The organism is Adlercreutzia caecimuris B7 (assembly GCF_000403355.2).
GTDB lineage: Bacteria > Actinomycetota > Coriobacteriia > Coriobacteriales > Eggerthellaceae > Adlercreutzia > Adlercreutzia caecimuris.
Map to the genome: position 1 here is coordinate 2,837,408 of NZ_KE159646.1, position 14,085 is coordinate 2,851,492.

The 14,085-nt window shown below is 65.8% G+C and carries 13 protein-coding genes; 5 read left to right on the forward strand and 8 right to left on the reverse strand.

Annotation, left to right across the window (positions count from 1 at the left end; translation table 11 throughout):
* Window positions 1–113 precede the first annotated feature (113 nt).
* Window positions 114–1,793, reverse strand: coding sequence for an energy-dependent translational throttle protein EttA (gene ettA, locus C811_RS15115; protein ID WP_016310584.1), 1,680 nt, complete (start codon window positions 1,791–1,793; stop codon window positions 114–116).
* Between the two features lie 139 nt (window positions 1,794–1,932).
* On the opposite strand from ettA, the gene C811_RS15120 reads away from it, so the two are divergent.
* Both C811_RS15120 and C811_RS15125 read left to right on the forward strand, forming a co-directional pair.
* The gene (locus C811_RS15120) at window positions 1,933–2,388 is read left to right on the forward strand and encodes a low molecular weight protein-tyrosine-phosphatase (protein WP_016310585.1); all 456 of its coding nucleotides are present in this window, start codon (window positions 1,933–1,935) and stop codon (window positions 2,386–2,388) included.
* A 102-nt stretch (window positions 2,389–2,490) separates the two neighbouring features.
* Window positions 2,491–3,180, forward strand: a complete 690-nt coding sequence (locus C811_RS15125; protein ID WP_016310586.1) for a hypothetical protein — start codon at window positions 2,491–2,493, stop codon at window positions 3,178–3,180.
* Window positions 3,181–3,193: 13 nt separating this feature from the next.
* On the opposite strand, the gene C811_RS15130 is transcribed toward C811_RS15125, so the two are convergent.
* The 4 genes from C811_RS15130 to thrH form a co-directional block, all read right to left on the reverse strand.
* On the reverse strand, window positions 3,194–3,547 hold the full coding sequence (locus tag C811_RS15130) for a nitrous oxide-stimulated promoter family protein (protein WP_016310587.1): 354 nt from the start codon (window positions 3,545–3,547) through the stop codon (window positions 3,194–3,196).
* Window positions 3,548–3,557: 10 nt separating this feature from the next.
* On the reverse strand, window positions 3,558–4,478 hold the full coding sequence (locus tag C811_RS16105) for a class I SAM-dependent methyltransferase (protein ID WP_016310588.1): 921 nt from the start codon (window positions 4,476–4,478) through the stop codon (window positions 3,558–3,560).
* Window positions 4,475–6,586, reverse strand: coding sequence for an elongator complex protein 3 (locus C811_RS17145; RefSeq protein ID WP_016310589.1), 2,112 nt, complete (start codon window positions 6,584–6,586; stop codon window positions 4,475–4,477). Before C811_RS17145 ends, C811_RS16105 begins: the two co-directional genes overlap by 4 nt.
* A gap of 71 nt (window positions 6,587–6,657) precedes the next feature.
* Window positions 6,658–7,257, reverse strand: coding sequence for a bifunctional phosphoserine phosphatase/homoserine phosphotransferase ThrH (gene thrH / locus C811_RS15145; protein WP_016310590.1), 600 nt, complete (start codon window positions 7,255–7,257; stop codon window positions 6,658–6,660).
* A gap of 360 nt (window positions 7,258–7,617) precedes the next feature.
* Between thrH and C811_RS15150 the strand changes: the two genes are divergently transcribed.
* Window positions 7,618–8,286, forward strand: coding sequence for a beta/alpha barrel domain-containing protein (locus C811_RS15150; protein ID WP_016310591.1), 669 nt, complete (start codon window positions 7,618–7,620; stop codon window positions 8,284–8,286).
* Between the two features lie 121 nt (window positions 8,287–8,407).
* On the opposite strand, the gene C811_RS15155 is transcribed toward C811_RS15150, so the two are convergent.
* Together C811_RS15155 and C811_RS15160 are read right to left on the reverse strand one after the other, a co-directional pair.
* Window positions 8,408–9,337 carry a Ppx/GppA phosphatase family protein gene (locus C811_RS15155; protein WP_016310592.1) on the reverse strand — a complete coding sequence of 310 codons (930 nt, stop codon included), beginning with the start codon at window positions 9,335–9,337 and terminating at the stop codon, window positions 8,408–8,410.
* A gap of 101 nt (window positions 9,338–9,438) precedes the next feature.
* Entirely contained in the window at window positions 9,439–10,251 is an 813-nt protein-coding gene (locus tag C811_RS15160; RefSeq protein ID WP_016310593.1) for a sortase domain-containing protein, read from the reverse strand.
* A gap of 462 nt (window positions 10,252–10,713) precedes the next feature.
* On the opposite strand from C811_RS15160, the gene C811_RS15165 reads away from it, so the two are divergent.
* Window positions 10,714–11,586 carry a V-type proton ATPase subunit G gene (locus C811_RS15165; RefSeq protein WP_016310594.1) on the forward strand — a complete coding sequence of 291 codons (873 nt, stop codon included), beginning with the start codon at window positions 10,714–10,716 and terminating at the stop codon, window positions 11,584–11,586.
* A 9-nt stretch (window positions 11,587–11,595) separates the two neighbouring features.
* On the forward strand, window positions 11,596–12,843 hold the full coding sequence (locus C811_RS15170) for a CapA family protein (RefSeq protein WP_016310595.1): 1,248 nt from the start codon (window positions 11,596–11,598) through the stop codon (window positions 12,841–12,843).
* An 80-nt stretch (window positions 12,844–12,923) separates the two neighbouring features.
* Here C811_RS15170 and C811_RS15175 read toward each other — a convergent pair whose 3' ends face one another.
* Window positions 12,924–14,006: a beta-ketoacyl-ACP synthase 3 gene (locus C811_RS15175; RefSeq protein ID WP_016310596.1), complete on the reverse strand. Its 1,083-nt coding sequence runs from the start codon at window positions 14,004–14,006 to the stop codon at window positions 12,924–12,926.
* Window positions 14,007–14,085: the final 79 nt, after the last annotated feature.

A 14,085-nucleotide genomic window follows, 5' to 3' on the forward strand; every position in this document is an offset into this window, starting at 1 on the left:
TTAGAGATGAGTGAATCTCTTACAACAAGAAAAACGGCCCCGGAGGGCCGCTTTTCTTGTGATGGGTAGGGTGCGCTCTCGGCTGCGTGCTCGGAGGCAGCGGCCTGCGCCGCTTAGTCGCGGGTGAGCTTGCGGTGCAGGCGGTGAGGCTTGGCGGCCTCCTTGCCGAGGCGCGCCTCGCGGTCGGCCTGGTAGCTCTCGAAGTTGCCCTCGAAGAAATGCCAGCGACCGGGGTTCTCATCGTCGCCCTCCCAAGCCAAGATGTGGGTGGCGATGCGGTCGAGGAACATGCGGTCGTGGCTGACCACCACTGAGCAGCCGGGGAAGTCGAGCAGGGCCGCCTCCAGGCTGGAGAGCGTCTCCACGTCCAGGTCGTTAGTAGGCTCGTCCAGAAGCAGGAGGTTTCCGCCCTCCTTCAGGGTGAGGGCCAGGTTCAGGCGGTTGCGCTCACCGCCCGACAGCACGCCCGCGGGCTTCTGCTGGTCGGCGCCCTTGAAGCCGAAGGCGGCCACGTAGGCGCGAGAGGGAATCTCGGTCTCGCCGACCATCATGTAATCGGTGCCGCCCGACACCACTTCCCACAGCTTCGTATCCGGGTCGATGCCCTCGCGGTTCTGATCCACGTAGGAGATCTTCACCGTCTCGCCGATCTCGAGCTCGCCGCTCGTGAGGGGCTCCAGGCCCACGATGGTCTTGAACAGGGTGGTCTTGCCCACGCCGTTGGGGCCGATCACGCCGACGATGCCGTTGCGCGGCAGCTCGAAGGACAAATCGTCGATGAGCACGCGGCCGTCGAACTCCTTGTGCAGGTTTTTCGCCACGAGCACCTTCGAGCCCAGACGCGGGCCCACGGGAATCTGGATTTCCGCGAAGTCGAGCTTCTTCGCCTTGCCGGCCTCGGCCACCATGGCGTCGTAGTTCGCCAGACGGGCCTTCGACTTGGCCTGGCGCGCCTTCGGGGACGAACGCACCCATTCCAGCTCGCGCTCCATGCGCTTGGCGAGCTTCGCCTGGGCCTGCCCCTGGGCGGCCATGCGGGCGGCCTTGGTTTCCAGGTAGGTAGAGTAGTTGCCCTTGTAGGGGAACAACTGCCCGCGGTCCACCTCGCAGATCCACTCGGCCACGTGGTCGAGGAAGTAGCGGTCGTGGGTAACGGCGAGCACCGCGCCCGGGTAGGTCTTCAGGAACTGCTCGAGCCACAGCACGCTTTCGGCATCCAGGTGGTTGGTGGGCTCGTCCAAAAGCAGCAAGTCGGGGGCTTCCAGAAGCAGACGGCAGAGCGCCACGCGACGCCGCTCGCCGCCTGAGAGGATGCTCACCGGCGCATCGGGGTCGGGGCATTGCAGCGCGTCCATGGCCTGGGAGAGCTGGGAATCAAGGTCCCACCCGTTGGCGGCGTCGATCTCGTCCTGCAGGCGGCCCATCTCGTCCATGAGCGCGTCGAAGTCGGCGTCCGGTGCGGCCATCTCCTCGCCGATCTCGTTGAAGCGGGCCACCTTGGCCAGCACATCGGCGAAGGCCATCTGGATGTTCTCCAGGACGGTCTTGTCCTCGTCGAGCGGCGGCTCCTGCTGCAGGATGCCCACGGTGTAGCCGGGGGACAGGCGCGCCTCGCCGTTGGACACCTCTTCCAGCCCCGCCATCACCTTCAGCAGGGTAGACTTGCCCATGCCGTTGGGACCCACGACGCCGATCTTCGCGCCGGGGTAGAACGACAGCGTGACGTCGTCCAGAATGACCTTGTCGCCCACCGCCTTGCGGGCCTTGTACATTTGGTAGATGAATTCTGCCATAGTGCTCCTGTTCCGTCGGGCGCCGCGCTCAAGATGCGGCGAGGTGTCTGTTGTTGACGGTATTTTCCCAGAAGCGCTGCACTTGCGCCACAAAGGCTGTGGGATACTGGAAGAAAACCGCGACTAAGGGAGATGCGTGATGATTCGAGTGCTGTTTGTGTGTCATGGAAATATCTGCCGGTCGACGATGGCGGAGTTCGTGTTGAAGGACATGGTGGCCCGTCGCGGGCTGGCCGACGAGTTCGAAATCGAGTCGGCGGCGACGAGCACCGAGGAGATCGGCAATCCGGTGCACCCGGGGACGGTGGGGGAGTTGCGGCGCCACGACATCGGCGGCTTCGAGAAGAAGCGGGCGCGTCAGCTGCGCCGGACCGACTACGACGCGTTCGATCTGATAATCGGCATGGATGAGGCGAACATGCGCAACATGGGCCGCATGCTCGGGGGAGACCCTGCGGGCAAGCTGCACAAGATGCTGGAATTCGCCGGCAGCACGCGCGATGTGGCCGACCCCTGGTACACGGGCGACTTCGACACCACCTACGAGGATGTCTGCGACGGATGCCGGGGACTTTTGGGGTATCTGGGATTTTAAGGTGTCCCAGAAATAAGAAACAAATGTTCTAAAAAGTTCTTGCAAAAATTGATGTATCGTGCAATACTTGACCCCTGAGGCGATCGGGGGAAGAGGTGTGCGATGAAGATGAAACGTGTGGGAAGCGCGGTCATGGCGTGTGTGCTCGCGCTGGGGCTCGCTCTGGCGCCTGCGTTCGGCGAGGAGGCCTTTGCGGCAACAGGGGGCTCTATGAGGTCTCTTAAGGTGAAGTGGGATCTGAAAAAGGGCAAGACGGTGACGGTGTCAGCTGCTTGGGCCGGCGCGGGCAGGCAGAAGGTGTCGGCACGGGTCGTGGGGCTGAAAGTCGGCGCATCCCCGAAGCGGGGCTATCGGAAGGCTTCCTTTACGGTGGAGTTCATGCGTCTCTTCAAGCCGACCAAGAAGCAGGTGCATGCGCTTGCCGGCCTCAACGGCGCCTCCAAGGCTGCAGGGTTCGCCTCTTTAGCGTTGGTGGATTACCAGACTGGGCGCGAGCTGGGCGCGGGCCGCAAGCGGAACGTGACGATCAAGGCGTCGAACTGGAAATGCTCGAAAGTGAAGAAGTACAAGGACGATCACGGGTGCTGGGTGCAGTATCCGACGAAGTACGCCATGAAGGTGACGGTGACATTCCCGCAGAAGTACAGAGGGCTCTGTCTGGGAATTATTGCGAACAACAAGCGAAGCGAGACCAAGGCCGACAGTGCCTTTTGGGAAGGGCGGGGGTCTTTCGCGAAGACCACGTACTACAAGAGCGGCAAGGGCAACTCCCATTGGATGCGCATTCGCTAAGGCGCAGCGGCTCCTACTTCTTAAGAAGATGGCGCAGTGCTGCCGCCGGATGGTGCCACAACATGCGTGGGCCGGCGTAACGCATAACGGCACGAATGCGCTCGCGCTCGGCGGGGGCGTAGCAGTGGTTGCCGCATTCCTCGCAGTTGGTCTTGCGATCCATGGAGCGACAGCGCTCGGTGCGCAGGACGCAGTAGTCGTCGATGGCCTTGCAGTCGGGGCACATAGCTTCGCCTGAGAAACCGGTTTCGGTGCGGGAGGCTCCTTTGTGGTTGCCGGCGCAGTAAATGGCCACCATCTGGGAGATAGTGCGCTTCTCGCGCTCGCGGCGGCGGGCGACGGTCGGGGTGTCGGGTGTCTTTGCCATGGAGCGCACTTTAGCAGAGGCTGGCGGCTTGGGGCTCGCAACGCCGCAAAACTACATAGCGGTTGAGGTTGTCCTGCTTGCCGTCATCGGAGAAGCGGGCGACTTCGCGGAAGGGAGGTGTGTCCGGATCGGCCCGGATTGCCGTGAGCAGGTCATCGATCTCGTTGTCGCCGGTGTGGTGGCAGAAGCGGTAGATACCCTCGGCGTGCTGCCAGCCGAGCAGGTGGTCGCCAGGTCCAAAGGGCGGCAGGCTGTGCGCGGCACAACCCTCGTCGGTGACGGCGGCGGCTTTGCCGGCCAGACGCGCATCGTTTAAGAACTGCCAGAACGAAGCGATGGCGAAGCCGCCGGGGCGCAGGCTGCGCAAGAGCGCTGCAAGAGCTTCGGTGCGTAGGGCGAACGTGGGGAGATGGTGCATGAGCCCAAAGGCGACGGCGAGATCGCAGGTGCCGTAAGGCAGGCGGTTGGCGAAGCTGCCGTCCAAAAGAGATTCCACGATATCGAATGGCCGGAAATCGACCATGGCACGTTCGCTGGCTGCGGGGCCCTGCTTCGCATGTGGGGGCACTGCGCTGTCGAGACTGTCAGCGGAAGCGCGCTGCCGACCCGCAGCTTGGGGAGACGCAGGGCGTGGTGCTGGTTGCCGGCCGTCCTTCACCAGAGGGGTGCAGTTGTCTACGGCTGTGACCGCAAGGGGGCCGCCCGCCCTTTCGGCGAGGAAGCGCTCGAAGCGGAGGTTGCCGCAGCCGAGGTCGAGCACCGAGAGGGCGCGTCGGGCCAAAGTCGGGTCTGCGGCGGCAGCGGCATCCCAGGCTCGCTCCCAACCGTGCCAGGGCGATTGGCGGGTAGCTGAGAACGAGGCGGCCTCGCGAGCGTAAAACTCGCTCGTGAGGGTGTTCAGCTGGCGGATGGTTGCGGTGTCATAGCTCACAGCGGGCGCCTCTGGTAGAGGCCGGCGTCGGTGAAGCCGAGGTTGCGATAGTAGACGCGGGTGCCCACGGCGCTGATGACGTTCACGGCGCCATAGCCCGCCTCAGCCGCCTGGTGACAGGCCTCTTCCACGAGCGCGCGTCCGAGTCCCAAGTGCTGGGTTCCCTCGCCTGTGCGGTGCAGGGCGGCCACCTTCCCGTACACGTGCACCTCGCGGATCATCGCTTCGCCCGGCATGGGGAAGGGATAGGAATCGGATGCGGAAGAATCCTCGTTTCGAGGATGGGGGTTGTTGTCGGGGCAGGAGGTGTCGAGGGGACTGATCAGCGTCGAGGCGTGTTCTGGAAGAAGCGTCTGATCGGGCAGCGACAGGCGGCAGAAGCCGGCGATCCTGTCTTCGGAGGTGACCCATTGCAGGAAGCGCTCCTCGGTGTTGGAGGTGCGGTAGGCGATGGTTTCCAGGGCAAGGTCTGCCAGGGAGGCTCCCTCAACGGATATTTCCCGCGAGCGTATCTCGCGTACCGCGGGCACGGCGGCCTTCGAGACAGGAGCGTCTTCGGGCGCACTCTCGGCATCCCATAGGGCAGAGGGCGCCCCGTCGCTTTTGGCTTCCGGTGCAGCGGGGGCCATCGGCGCGGTTGTGCCCTGCGCGGCGGCGTCCACGATCTGCCGCAGGTTCGTCTTCTTGTTGCCCACGAGGATGTCGGTGGCGGAAATGTCGCGGATCATGCGCGAAATGCGGGTCCAGGGCGGGGTGGCCAGCATGTCGGCCGCCAACACGCCCACCAGCTCCTCTTCCGTATAGGGACGCCATTGTCCGCGCTCGTAGGCTTCGGTCAGGCGGGCGCTTTCCACGAGGCAGCAGGGGTACAATTTCACCTCGTCGGGCAGGAATCGCTTGTCGGTCACCAGCCGCGCGTAGTCATCGATGTCGCCGGCGGGTGTGGCGCCGAGCAGGTTCGCCATGAAGTGCACGTGGCTCTTGAAGCCCCACAGCCGCAAGCAGGCCATGGCGCGGGCGATGCGCGCGGCGGTGATGGCGCGCCCGTTGACGGCGAGCAGATCGTCGTTCAGACTCTGGATGCCGATCTGCACCTTGGTGCAGCCGAGTGCCCGCAGGATGCGGCAGCTCTCGGGGGTGACGAGGTCGGGTCGCGTTTCCACTACCAGGCCCACCACGCGCTTGGCGGCCGTCTCGTTGGCGCGGTGCCGAGCGAACAATGCCTCCCAGGAGAGGCATTCCCGCTGCTTCTCGTCGGCGTCATGGCCGCAATGGGAGAAGGGGCTCTGATCGCCGGGGCGGGTGGAGCACTCGGAGCGCGCGGCGCGGGAGCTTGTCGGATCGCCTTCGGCATCGTTCGGGGCGTCTGCGCAAGTGCGGGCCTGCCCGTAGGCCGCTTTCCACGCCTCGTTGTAGGTGAGCTCGCCGGCGTTGATGCGCTTCTGCACGTCGGCGGTACGCTCGGCCAGCGCTTCGGGATCCCGCGGCAGCCCTCGTCTCTCGTACCAACGGCGGCGGGATGTCGCCTCGCTCTCGCGCTGCTCGTCGCTCGCGTTCAGGGCGGCGAACAGCTCGCCGATGAACCAGCGCTGGTAGTCCTCGGGGTAGTCGCTCCAGGTGCCGCCGAGCACGATGAGCTCTACCTTGTCGGTCACGTGCCCCATGGCGGTGAGGGCTCGCAGGCGGGTGGTTACCTGCAGATAGGGGTCGAACCAGCAGCGCTCGGCTCGCTGGCAGGCGGGCTCGTCGGCAAGATAGCTTTTCGGCATGCGGATGTCGCTCGGGCAGAACACGCAGGCGCCCGAGCAAGGCCAGGGCTTGGTGAGCACGGTGATGGTGGCCACGCCCGAGGCGGTGCGCCGAGGCTTGGCCTGCAAAAGGCGCATAAGGGCCGCATCGGTCGCCTCGCCCACGTTCCACGACCGCCAACGCTCGGGGTCGTCGGCCTTCACCTTCAGGTAGAAGGGCAGAAGCCGCCGCTTCGCCACCCGGCGCGTCCCATCGCGGGCGGCTCGGTTGTGGCGGCGCACCAGTTTGTCGAGCCAGGCGGCGTCAACGTCCTCGCCCGCATCCAGGGCGGCGATTATTTCGAGCAGCGCTTCTTCCATGTTGCAAACGATACCAGGTTCGCCCCAGGAGGTCAGCGAGGAGCGCCTCTTTCCCGCGAGGACGAACGAAACTACAGGGCGGCCTTGATGGCGGCCAGCAGCTCGTCGTAGGTCTCCAACGCGGGTAGCTCGGGGTGCTCGGCCTTGATGGCGTCGGTGGAGCGGAAGAGGAAGCCGGCCTTCGAGTTCAAGATCATGCCCAAATCGTTGTGGGAGTCGCCGGCGGCGATGGTCTGAATGCCGCAGGAGTGCAGCGCCCGCACCGTGGTGAGCTTGCTCTCGGGGCAGCGCATGCGGAAGTCGGTGATGGCACCGTCTGCGTCCACCACGAGCTCGTTGCAGAACAGGGTGGGCCAGCCGAGCTTTTCCATCAGCGGTTGGGCGAACTGCTCGAAGGTATCGGAGATGATGATGACCTGGGTAAGCGCCCGCAGCTCGTCCAGAAACGCGCGGGCTCCCTCCATGGGGTCGATCTTCGCGATGACGGCCTGCACGTCGGGCAGGCCCAGTCCGTGTTCGGCCAGAATGCCCAAGCGGAAGGCCATGAGCTTGTCGTAGTCGGGCTCGTCGCGGGTGGTGCGCGTAAGCTCGGGAATGCCCGACTCCTCGGCGAAGGCAATCCAAATCTCGGGGACCAGCACGCCTTCCAGATCAAGGCATACGACGTTCATGGCACACTCCTCACGCGCGGGGCTTTCGATGGGGAAAGCGTATCCGATGAGGGGGAAGGGCGTGTTTCGGAACGGCAAAATCTCCGCTCGGCGGCGGTCGCGGGCGCGCGGAGCGGCACGGTGCGCGAGAGCTGTCGGCGACACGGGGCGCCGTCGGCGCGCGGCGGGAGCGGCCCGGTCGCGCGCCAGTCGCCGTCGGCGCGCAGCCGGAGCACCCGGCTCGACTGCCGGCGGGGCGCGCGACGGCGACGGGGTCGTTGCCCATCTGTTGCGCCTGCGCCGAGTCGGTTCCTGCTATACTGGGCGCGTTTTGCTGTCTGCTGCCCGGGGAGCCGTTCCCGGGCGTCGAGAGGAGGCCCCGTGCACGACACTGCGTCCATTTTCCACGCTGATCTGGCCGTGCCCGCCGTTATCCGCACGGCACCGGGCGTCTTCGCGCAGGGGCGGCGTATCCGCTCGCTCGTGTTTTCCACCGATCTGGCCGTTATCTGCCACTGCGATGCCGACGCGGTGCTCGCGGTATACCCTTTCACCTGCCAGCCGGCTATCACCCAGGCGCTCGTGGCCGCCTCTCAGCGGCCGGTGCTCAACGGGGTGGGAGGTTCCATTACCCATGGCGAGCGCTGCATCGAGGTGGCGCTCCACTCCGAGATGCAGGGCGTGGCCGGGGTGGTGGTGAACACGAGTATTCCCATCGACACGGTGGAGGCGCTCGCCGAGCGCTTGAACGTGCCCGTGGTGGTGACGGTGTGCGCCGATGACGCCGTGGCCGCCTGGCAGATCGAGGCGGGGGCTACCATGGTGAACGTGGCCGCCGGCGCACGCACGGCCGAGGTGGTATCATCGCTGCGCCGCCGTTACGGGGATCTGCCTATCATCGCCACGGGCGGTCGCACCGACGAGTCCATCGCCCGCACCATCGAGGCCGGTGCCGACGCCATCAGCTGGACGCCGCCCGATATTCGCGTGCTCGAGCGCGCCGTTATGGAGAAGGCGCGCCGTTTGGCCGCCGAGCAACTGGAGGCGTAGAGGCCGCGCTCCTGTCGGCTCCGAGGGCCATAGGTCCGGCTGCCGGGCACCCGCCGGTCGCGAGGCCCCGCCGTCGTGCAGCGCCCGCCCGCCGAGCCGTCGGGCGCGCTTGGGCGGGTCGCTAGCCCCTGAGCATCCTCTCCATCAGGTAGCCCTCGCGGATGCCGTACTTGCATACCGTCACGTCCTCGCCGCCGAGTGCGGCCATGAGCGTGCGCACGATGACCATGCCCGGTACGAGCGTGTGCACGCGATCGGGAGCCGCCTTCACGGCGGCGTGGGCGAAGGTGGACGCATCGCTTTCGAGCAGGCCGAACAGTGCGTCCAGGGCGCTCCGCTCGATGCGCGCGGGCTTGGCGGGCATAGCGAGGGCCTGGGCCTGCATCTTCACGATGGCTCTCACCGATCCGCCGATGCCGTAGAAATGCCGATGCCGGAAGGCCGGCGAGAGCCCCGCGTCCGCCAGGAGGCTCCTCAAGTGCTCGGAGATGGCGGCGCACTCCTGGGCATCGGGCAGCACGAGCCGGACGAACTGCGCATAGGACGACACGCTGCCCAAAGGCAGGCTCGCGCTCCGCGCGTCCTTGTCGGCATGTCCCCGCTCGGCAAGCACGGTCAGCTCGGTGGAGCCGCCGCCGATATCGATAAGCGTGCCGAGCCCCATATCCTGGCCGATGCGCGCGCCCGCCAGGCCGAGCGCTGCCTCCTCTTCGGCCGACAGGAGCACGATGGCGTGCCCGATGGCCTCCTCGATGGTCGATACAGCCGCTTCCGAGTTCGAGCAGTTGCGCAGCACGGCGGTGGCGAAGATGTCCACGCGGTCGCAGTCGAGGTTGCGGGCAATGCCCAGATGGCCATCTAGGATGTCGGCGGCCCGCGCGATACCTGCGTCGGTGAACCGCCCTGCTTCCACATAGGCGGCAAGCCCCGCCATTTTCTTCTCGTCGGCCAAGGTGCGGAAGGGCTTGGGTCCGCGGAGATCCTTCTTCGCCTCGTAGATCACGAGGCGGACGGAGTTCGAACCGAGGTCAATGACGCCGAGACGGGCCATGAGCTTCCTTTCGTCGGGGGTGTGCGTCATTGTAGCGCGCAGAACAAGGGCCGTCCAAGCTGCGAAAAGCCGGACGGCCCTTGGGAGGGGAGGATGTCGCGCTAGCAGGCGATGACGACGCGGTAGTGGGCGTTGTCGCCGCAGCAGGTTTGCAGGATGATGGACTCCCCGTAGTCGGTCACGCGCGAGCGGATGTCTTCCCAGTAGGTATCGTCGGGCACGATGAACTCGTCGACGACGCGATAGGTGCGCGTGGCGCCCTCGCCGTCGCAAACGGTCACCGGGTCGCCGTTCTTCAAGGTCATCACGCAGGTGAAAGGACCGGGGTTGTGCCCGATGAAATAGCCCCAGCTGTCATCGGTCGTGCTGTCCGACCCCATCCACAGCCCCGCACCCGAGGTGGGAGCCGAGGCGCTCTCGAAGGAGGGGACATATTCCATGACGTCGCCGTTCACGTCGATTGTCGCCGGCTTCATCGCGCTGGGATCGCTTTCCGGTTCGTCGGAGATGGCCTTGAGCGGCTCGGTCACATCCACGGCCTCGACGGCGATCTGGCCGGCGGCTTCGCCGGCGCCGTCGTCGTCCGCGCTTGCCGCAGGCTCAGAGGCGGCCTGGCTCGATGCTGCGGCGCCGTCCTCGCGGTGCCGCTTGGCGATGGCCGCCCGCGATGCCACGGCATCGAGCGCGAGCTCGTCGTGAATTTTGTCGAACTCCGTCGCCATGGCGACCGCCTCCTCCTGATCCTCGTACACGATGATGGAGGCCACTTGCTTGGCGATGGAGGTATCTTGGGCCTTGTCGGGAAGGGGCAGCGTGGTGGGATCTGCAGGCTCGATGGCGTAGGCGATGCTGCCCGCCAAGCACAATGCGGCGACGCCGGCGACGGCGGTGGCGAGAATCTTCGGCGATTTCATGGCTCCTCCTCTCAAAGTTCCCGCTGCGGCGGAGGGGCGGCGGGCGCGAGTCGGTCATACGGCAGGCCCTCGGCCGGGGAGGGCGCGGGTGTGATCCTCGTTGGGGCTATCATAGGAGAAGCGGGTTGAATATAGCATCTGAACTGGCATCTGTTTGATCGCCGTGCGGTTAGCTTCACGGTTATGGAAGAAAGACGCCATTCTGTGGGCGCTTCGTTTGCACCCTGTTGACGTTGTTGACGCAGTGTGGGCAAGGGGCTGCCGATTTGCGGAAGATCAGCGAGGGGCCGCTCCCTAGCCGATAGGGGATTTTTCGCGAAGCGCGCGAGGTGGCACGCCTTTTCCCCTATAATGTATCGGCTAAGGAATTCCAACGGAGGCAACCGCGCGCGGCCCGTTCGGCGGCGCGCAGCCACAAACGAGCTTGAAACGCACGACAGACGAACAAGAGGTTGATCATCCATGGGAACGAACGAAGACGCTCGAGGTGCCGCCGGCACGCCCGGTGCCCCCGATTATCCCCAGGCCGATCCCGCGGGCGGCCGCCAGCCGCAAGGCTCGCGCGGCAAGATAACGACGCGCCCTTCACGGGAGAGTATTCTGCAATCCTACGCCTCCCAAGACGAGATGCGCGCCCGCAACGCGCGCCTGCGCTCCCAGCAGGCTGCCCAGTCCTATGTGGCGAGCGCCGCCCAGCGCGATGCCGACCGCATGGCTCGCCAGGAGGCGCTGGCGGCCCAGCAGCGCGAGCAGGAGGCCTACCGCGCCCAGCGCGAGGCCGAGCGCGCCGCGCGGCTCCAAGGGGCCGCCGGGCCGAGCGTCTCGGCGTCGCGGCGCACGCGGGTCGTACCCCCGCTTTCCTCCCAGGAGAGCTACGATATGACCCGCTCCTCCATGGAAAGCTACGAGCGGGCTCGCGCTTCCCGCGACGCCTTGTCCGAGACGCGTCGGAGCCGTGCGTTGAATCGCGAGGTCATTGACGGTCGCGGCAGCATCGACTCGCGTACCTTCAACGAGAGCCATCAGATCTCGGGCTATTCCCACGACGATCGCGACCGTCACGACCCCATGGTCGATACCGTTGCCGCTCGTACCAACTGGCGCAGCCGCGCCGGCCAGGGCTTCGAGGCCGTGTCCGACGGGGGTGTTTCGGCCCCGTTGCGATCCCGCGCCTCCCGGGCGAGCGAGGTGGGATTTTCCGGGGTCATGAGCGGACGTGCGAACTACAGCGCCCCGTCGGGCCCTCTGGCCGCAGTTCCCTCGTTTCTGAAGGTGACGGTGCCGATCATTGTTGTATTGTTGGCGATTATCCTTTTCCTCATCTTCTTCAAGTAAAGGCAGATCATGTACGCGAAACCGAAATGTCCGCCCCTTGTCAAGCTTATCGTCGTGGCCATTATCGTGGCGGAGCTCGTGGCCGTGGGCATGCTCGCCGCTGGCCGCGCCGGGGCTGCCGGTGCCTCGGCGAACGCGCAGGGCCCCGATGCTTCCGCTCCTGCCGCCCAGCCGAGCGATCAGCAGGTCGCCGCGCCGACCGCAGCGGGCGATGACCAGACAGCCCAGCAAGATGCAGCACCTGACCCGATCACCCTGACGGTCACGTTTGCCGGCGACTGCACGTTGGGATCAGATGTGAACTTCGACGGCTCGCGTAGCTTCAATACGAAGTACGGCGAAGTGGAAGATCCCGCCTACTTCCTGCAGAATGTGGCCGAGCTGTTCGGTGCCGACGACCTGACTGTGGTGAACATGGAGGGAGTGCTGACCGAGGGCGGCGAGCGGGCCGATAAGGAGTTCGCTTTCCGTGGCAAGCCGGAGTACTCCAAGATCTTAAGCTCCGCGAGTGTGGAGGCGGCCTCTATGGCCAACAACCACTCCAAGGACTACGGCGAGGAAAGCTACAACGACACCATCGAGGCCCTCGAGGGCGACAACGTGCAGACCTTCGGTTACGACCGCATCGCCTATATGGACGTGAAGGGCGTGAAGGTGGCCCTGGTCGGCGCCTACTTCCCCGAAGACAGCGATGAGAACCAGAAGGAGATGACCGACAACATCGCCAAGGCTCGCTCCGAGGGGGCCCAGCTCGTGCTGGTGTATGCCCACTGGGGCGTTGAGCGCGACTACAAGCCCTCGGAGGATCAGCTCAAGATGGGTCGGGTGGCTATCGATGCCGGCGCCGATCTGGTGGTGGGGTCGCATCCCCATGTTATCCAGGGCTACGAAGTGTACGAGGGCCGTTACATCGTCTACAGCCTGGGCAACTTCTGCTTCGGCGGCAACTCCAACCCCGAGGACAAGGACTGCATGCTCTTCCAGCAGACCTTTACCGTCACGGGCGACGAGGTGGCCAAAAACGACGACGTGAACTTTATCGCGTGCTCGGTGTCGTCGGAATCCGACCGCAACACCTACCAGCCCACCATTGCCGAAGGCGACGAGAAGGCCCGCATCGACGAGAAGATCCAGGAGTCCAACGACGAGATCGCCCAGATGGCCGCCGACTTGCCGTCCTCGGGAAGCGACGAGGGGGGCGAAGGCACCTCGGACGTCGCCGAGGGCGACGGCGCGCAGGACGAGAGCGCCGCTTAGACTTTGCCTGCAATGAGACTACGGAAGAGGCCCGCTCGACGAGCGGGCCTCTGTGCGTTCGGGGGCTTTCGGCTTGGATGCTAGATGCGGAAGGCGCAGGCGCCGGCGGTGAGCCCTCCGCCGAAGCCGGCCATGAGCGCGATGTCGCCGACGGCGAGCTTTCCTTCCACGAGCGCCTCGTTCAGGGCGATAAGGGCGCTTGCTCCCGACACGTTGCCCGTGTGGTCGATAGTCACCTGGAAGCGTTCCGAGGGCATGCCCATCTTCTTCGCGGCATAGCGGATGATGCGCTCGTTGGCCTGGTGCGGCACGTAGAGCGCCACGTCCTCGGGGGAAAGTTGGGCCCGGGAGAGCGCCTCCTCGATGCAACGCACCATGGCCGAGGTGGCGAACTTGAACACCGCCTGGCCAGCCATGCGCATGTAGGGATCGCAGGGCGCCTCGGCGGCCGCGCGGGCGGCCTCGTCACTGACGGCGTCGAAGGGCAGCGGCCGGTCGCAGAAGGCGCTGTCGCACCACAGCACGTGATCGGCGTCGTCGGTGTTCTCCATGTAGCTGGACAGCATCCCGTCCGCGTCCTCGCGCCATTCCATCACCACGGCGCCGGCTCCGTCGCCGAACAGGATGCAGGTGGCGCGATCGTTCCAGTCCACCAGGCGACTCAAGCGCTCGGTGGCCACTACCAGGATGCGGCGCAAGGGGTTGCGGCGCGGCGGCCGGCCCGCGGCCTTTGCGGCGGCGATGTCGGCGGCCGAGGCTGCCAGCAGCATGTCGGCGGTGGAGGTGCCGTAGACGCAGCCCGAGCAGGCGCAGGACATGTCGTAGCACACGGCGTTCACCGCGCCGATGCGCTCGCGGATGAGGGCTGCCTGGGAGGGGAAGGCCGCGTCGGGCGTGAGGGTGGGGCAGATGATCATGTCGAGGGAGGCCGGGTCGATGGCGCCCTCCTCGCGCTGCCAGCCGCCCTCGGCCTGGCCGAGGGCCCGCAGCGCCGCCTCGGCGCCCAGGTCGGTGCCGGTCTCGTGTACGGCGATGGCGCGGGTGTGGATGCCCGTGCGGGGCACGATCCACTCGTCGGTGGTGTCCACGATCTGGCCGAGCTCGTCGTTGGTGACGACGCGCGCCGGCAAAGACTTCCCCGAACCGATAATTACGCTGCCCACAGCTGTTCCTTTCCCGACAAATGCCCGTTCCTGCGCTATGATACTGACCGCATTAAAGGCAAGCTTCTCCATCAGCAAT

Coding starts and splice junctions, on each gene's coding strand:
- C811_RS17145 (WP_016310589.1), bottom strand. CDS start 6,586: ATGGAAGAAGCGCTGCTCGAAATAATCGCCGCCCTGGATGCGGGCGAG.
- C811_RS15170 (WP_016310595.1), top strand. CDS start 11,596: ATGTACGCGAAACCGAAATGTCCGCCCCTTGTCAAGCTTATCGTCGTG.
- C811_RS15155 (WP_016310592.1), bottom strand. CDS start 9,337: ATGGCCCGTCTCGGCGTCATTGACCTCGGTTCGAACTCCGTCCGCCTC.
- C811_RS15165 (WP_016310594.1), top strand. CDS start 10,714: ATGGGAACGAACGAAGACGCTCGAGGTGCCGCCGGCACGCCCGGTGCC.
- C811_RS15120 (WP_016310585.1), top strand. CDS start 1,933: ATGATTCGAGTGCTGTTTGTGTGTCATGGAAATATCTGCCGGTCGACG.
- ettA (WP_016310584.1), bottom strand. CDS start 1,793: ATGGCAGAATTCATCTACCAAATGTACAAGGCCCGCAAGGCGGTGGGC.
- C811_RS15130 (WP_016310587.1), bottom strand. CDS start 3,547: ATGGCAAAGACACCCGACACCCCGACCGTCGCCCGCCGCCGCGAGCGC.
- C811_RS15125 (WP_016310586.1), top strand. CDS start 2,491: ATGAAGATGAAACGTGTGGGAAGCGCGGTCATGGCGTGTGTGCTCGCG.
- thrH (WP_016310590.1), bottom strand. CDS start 7,257: ATGAACGTCGTATGCCTTGATCTGGAAGGCGTGCTGGTCCCCGAGATT.
- C811_RS15160 (WP_016310593.1), bottom strand. CDS start 10,251: ATGAAATCGCCGAAGATTCTCGCCACCGCCGTCGCCGGCGTCGCCGCA.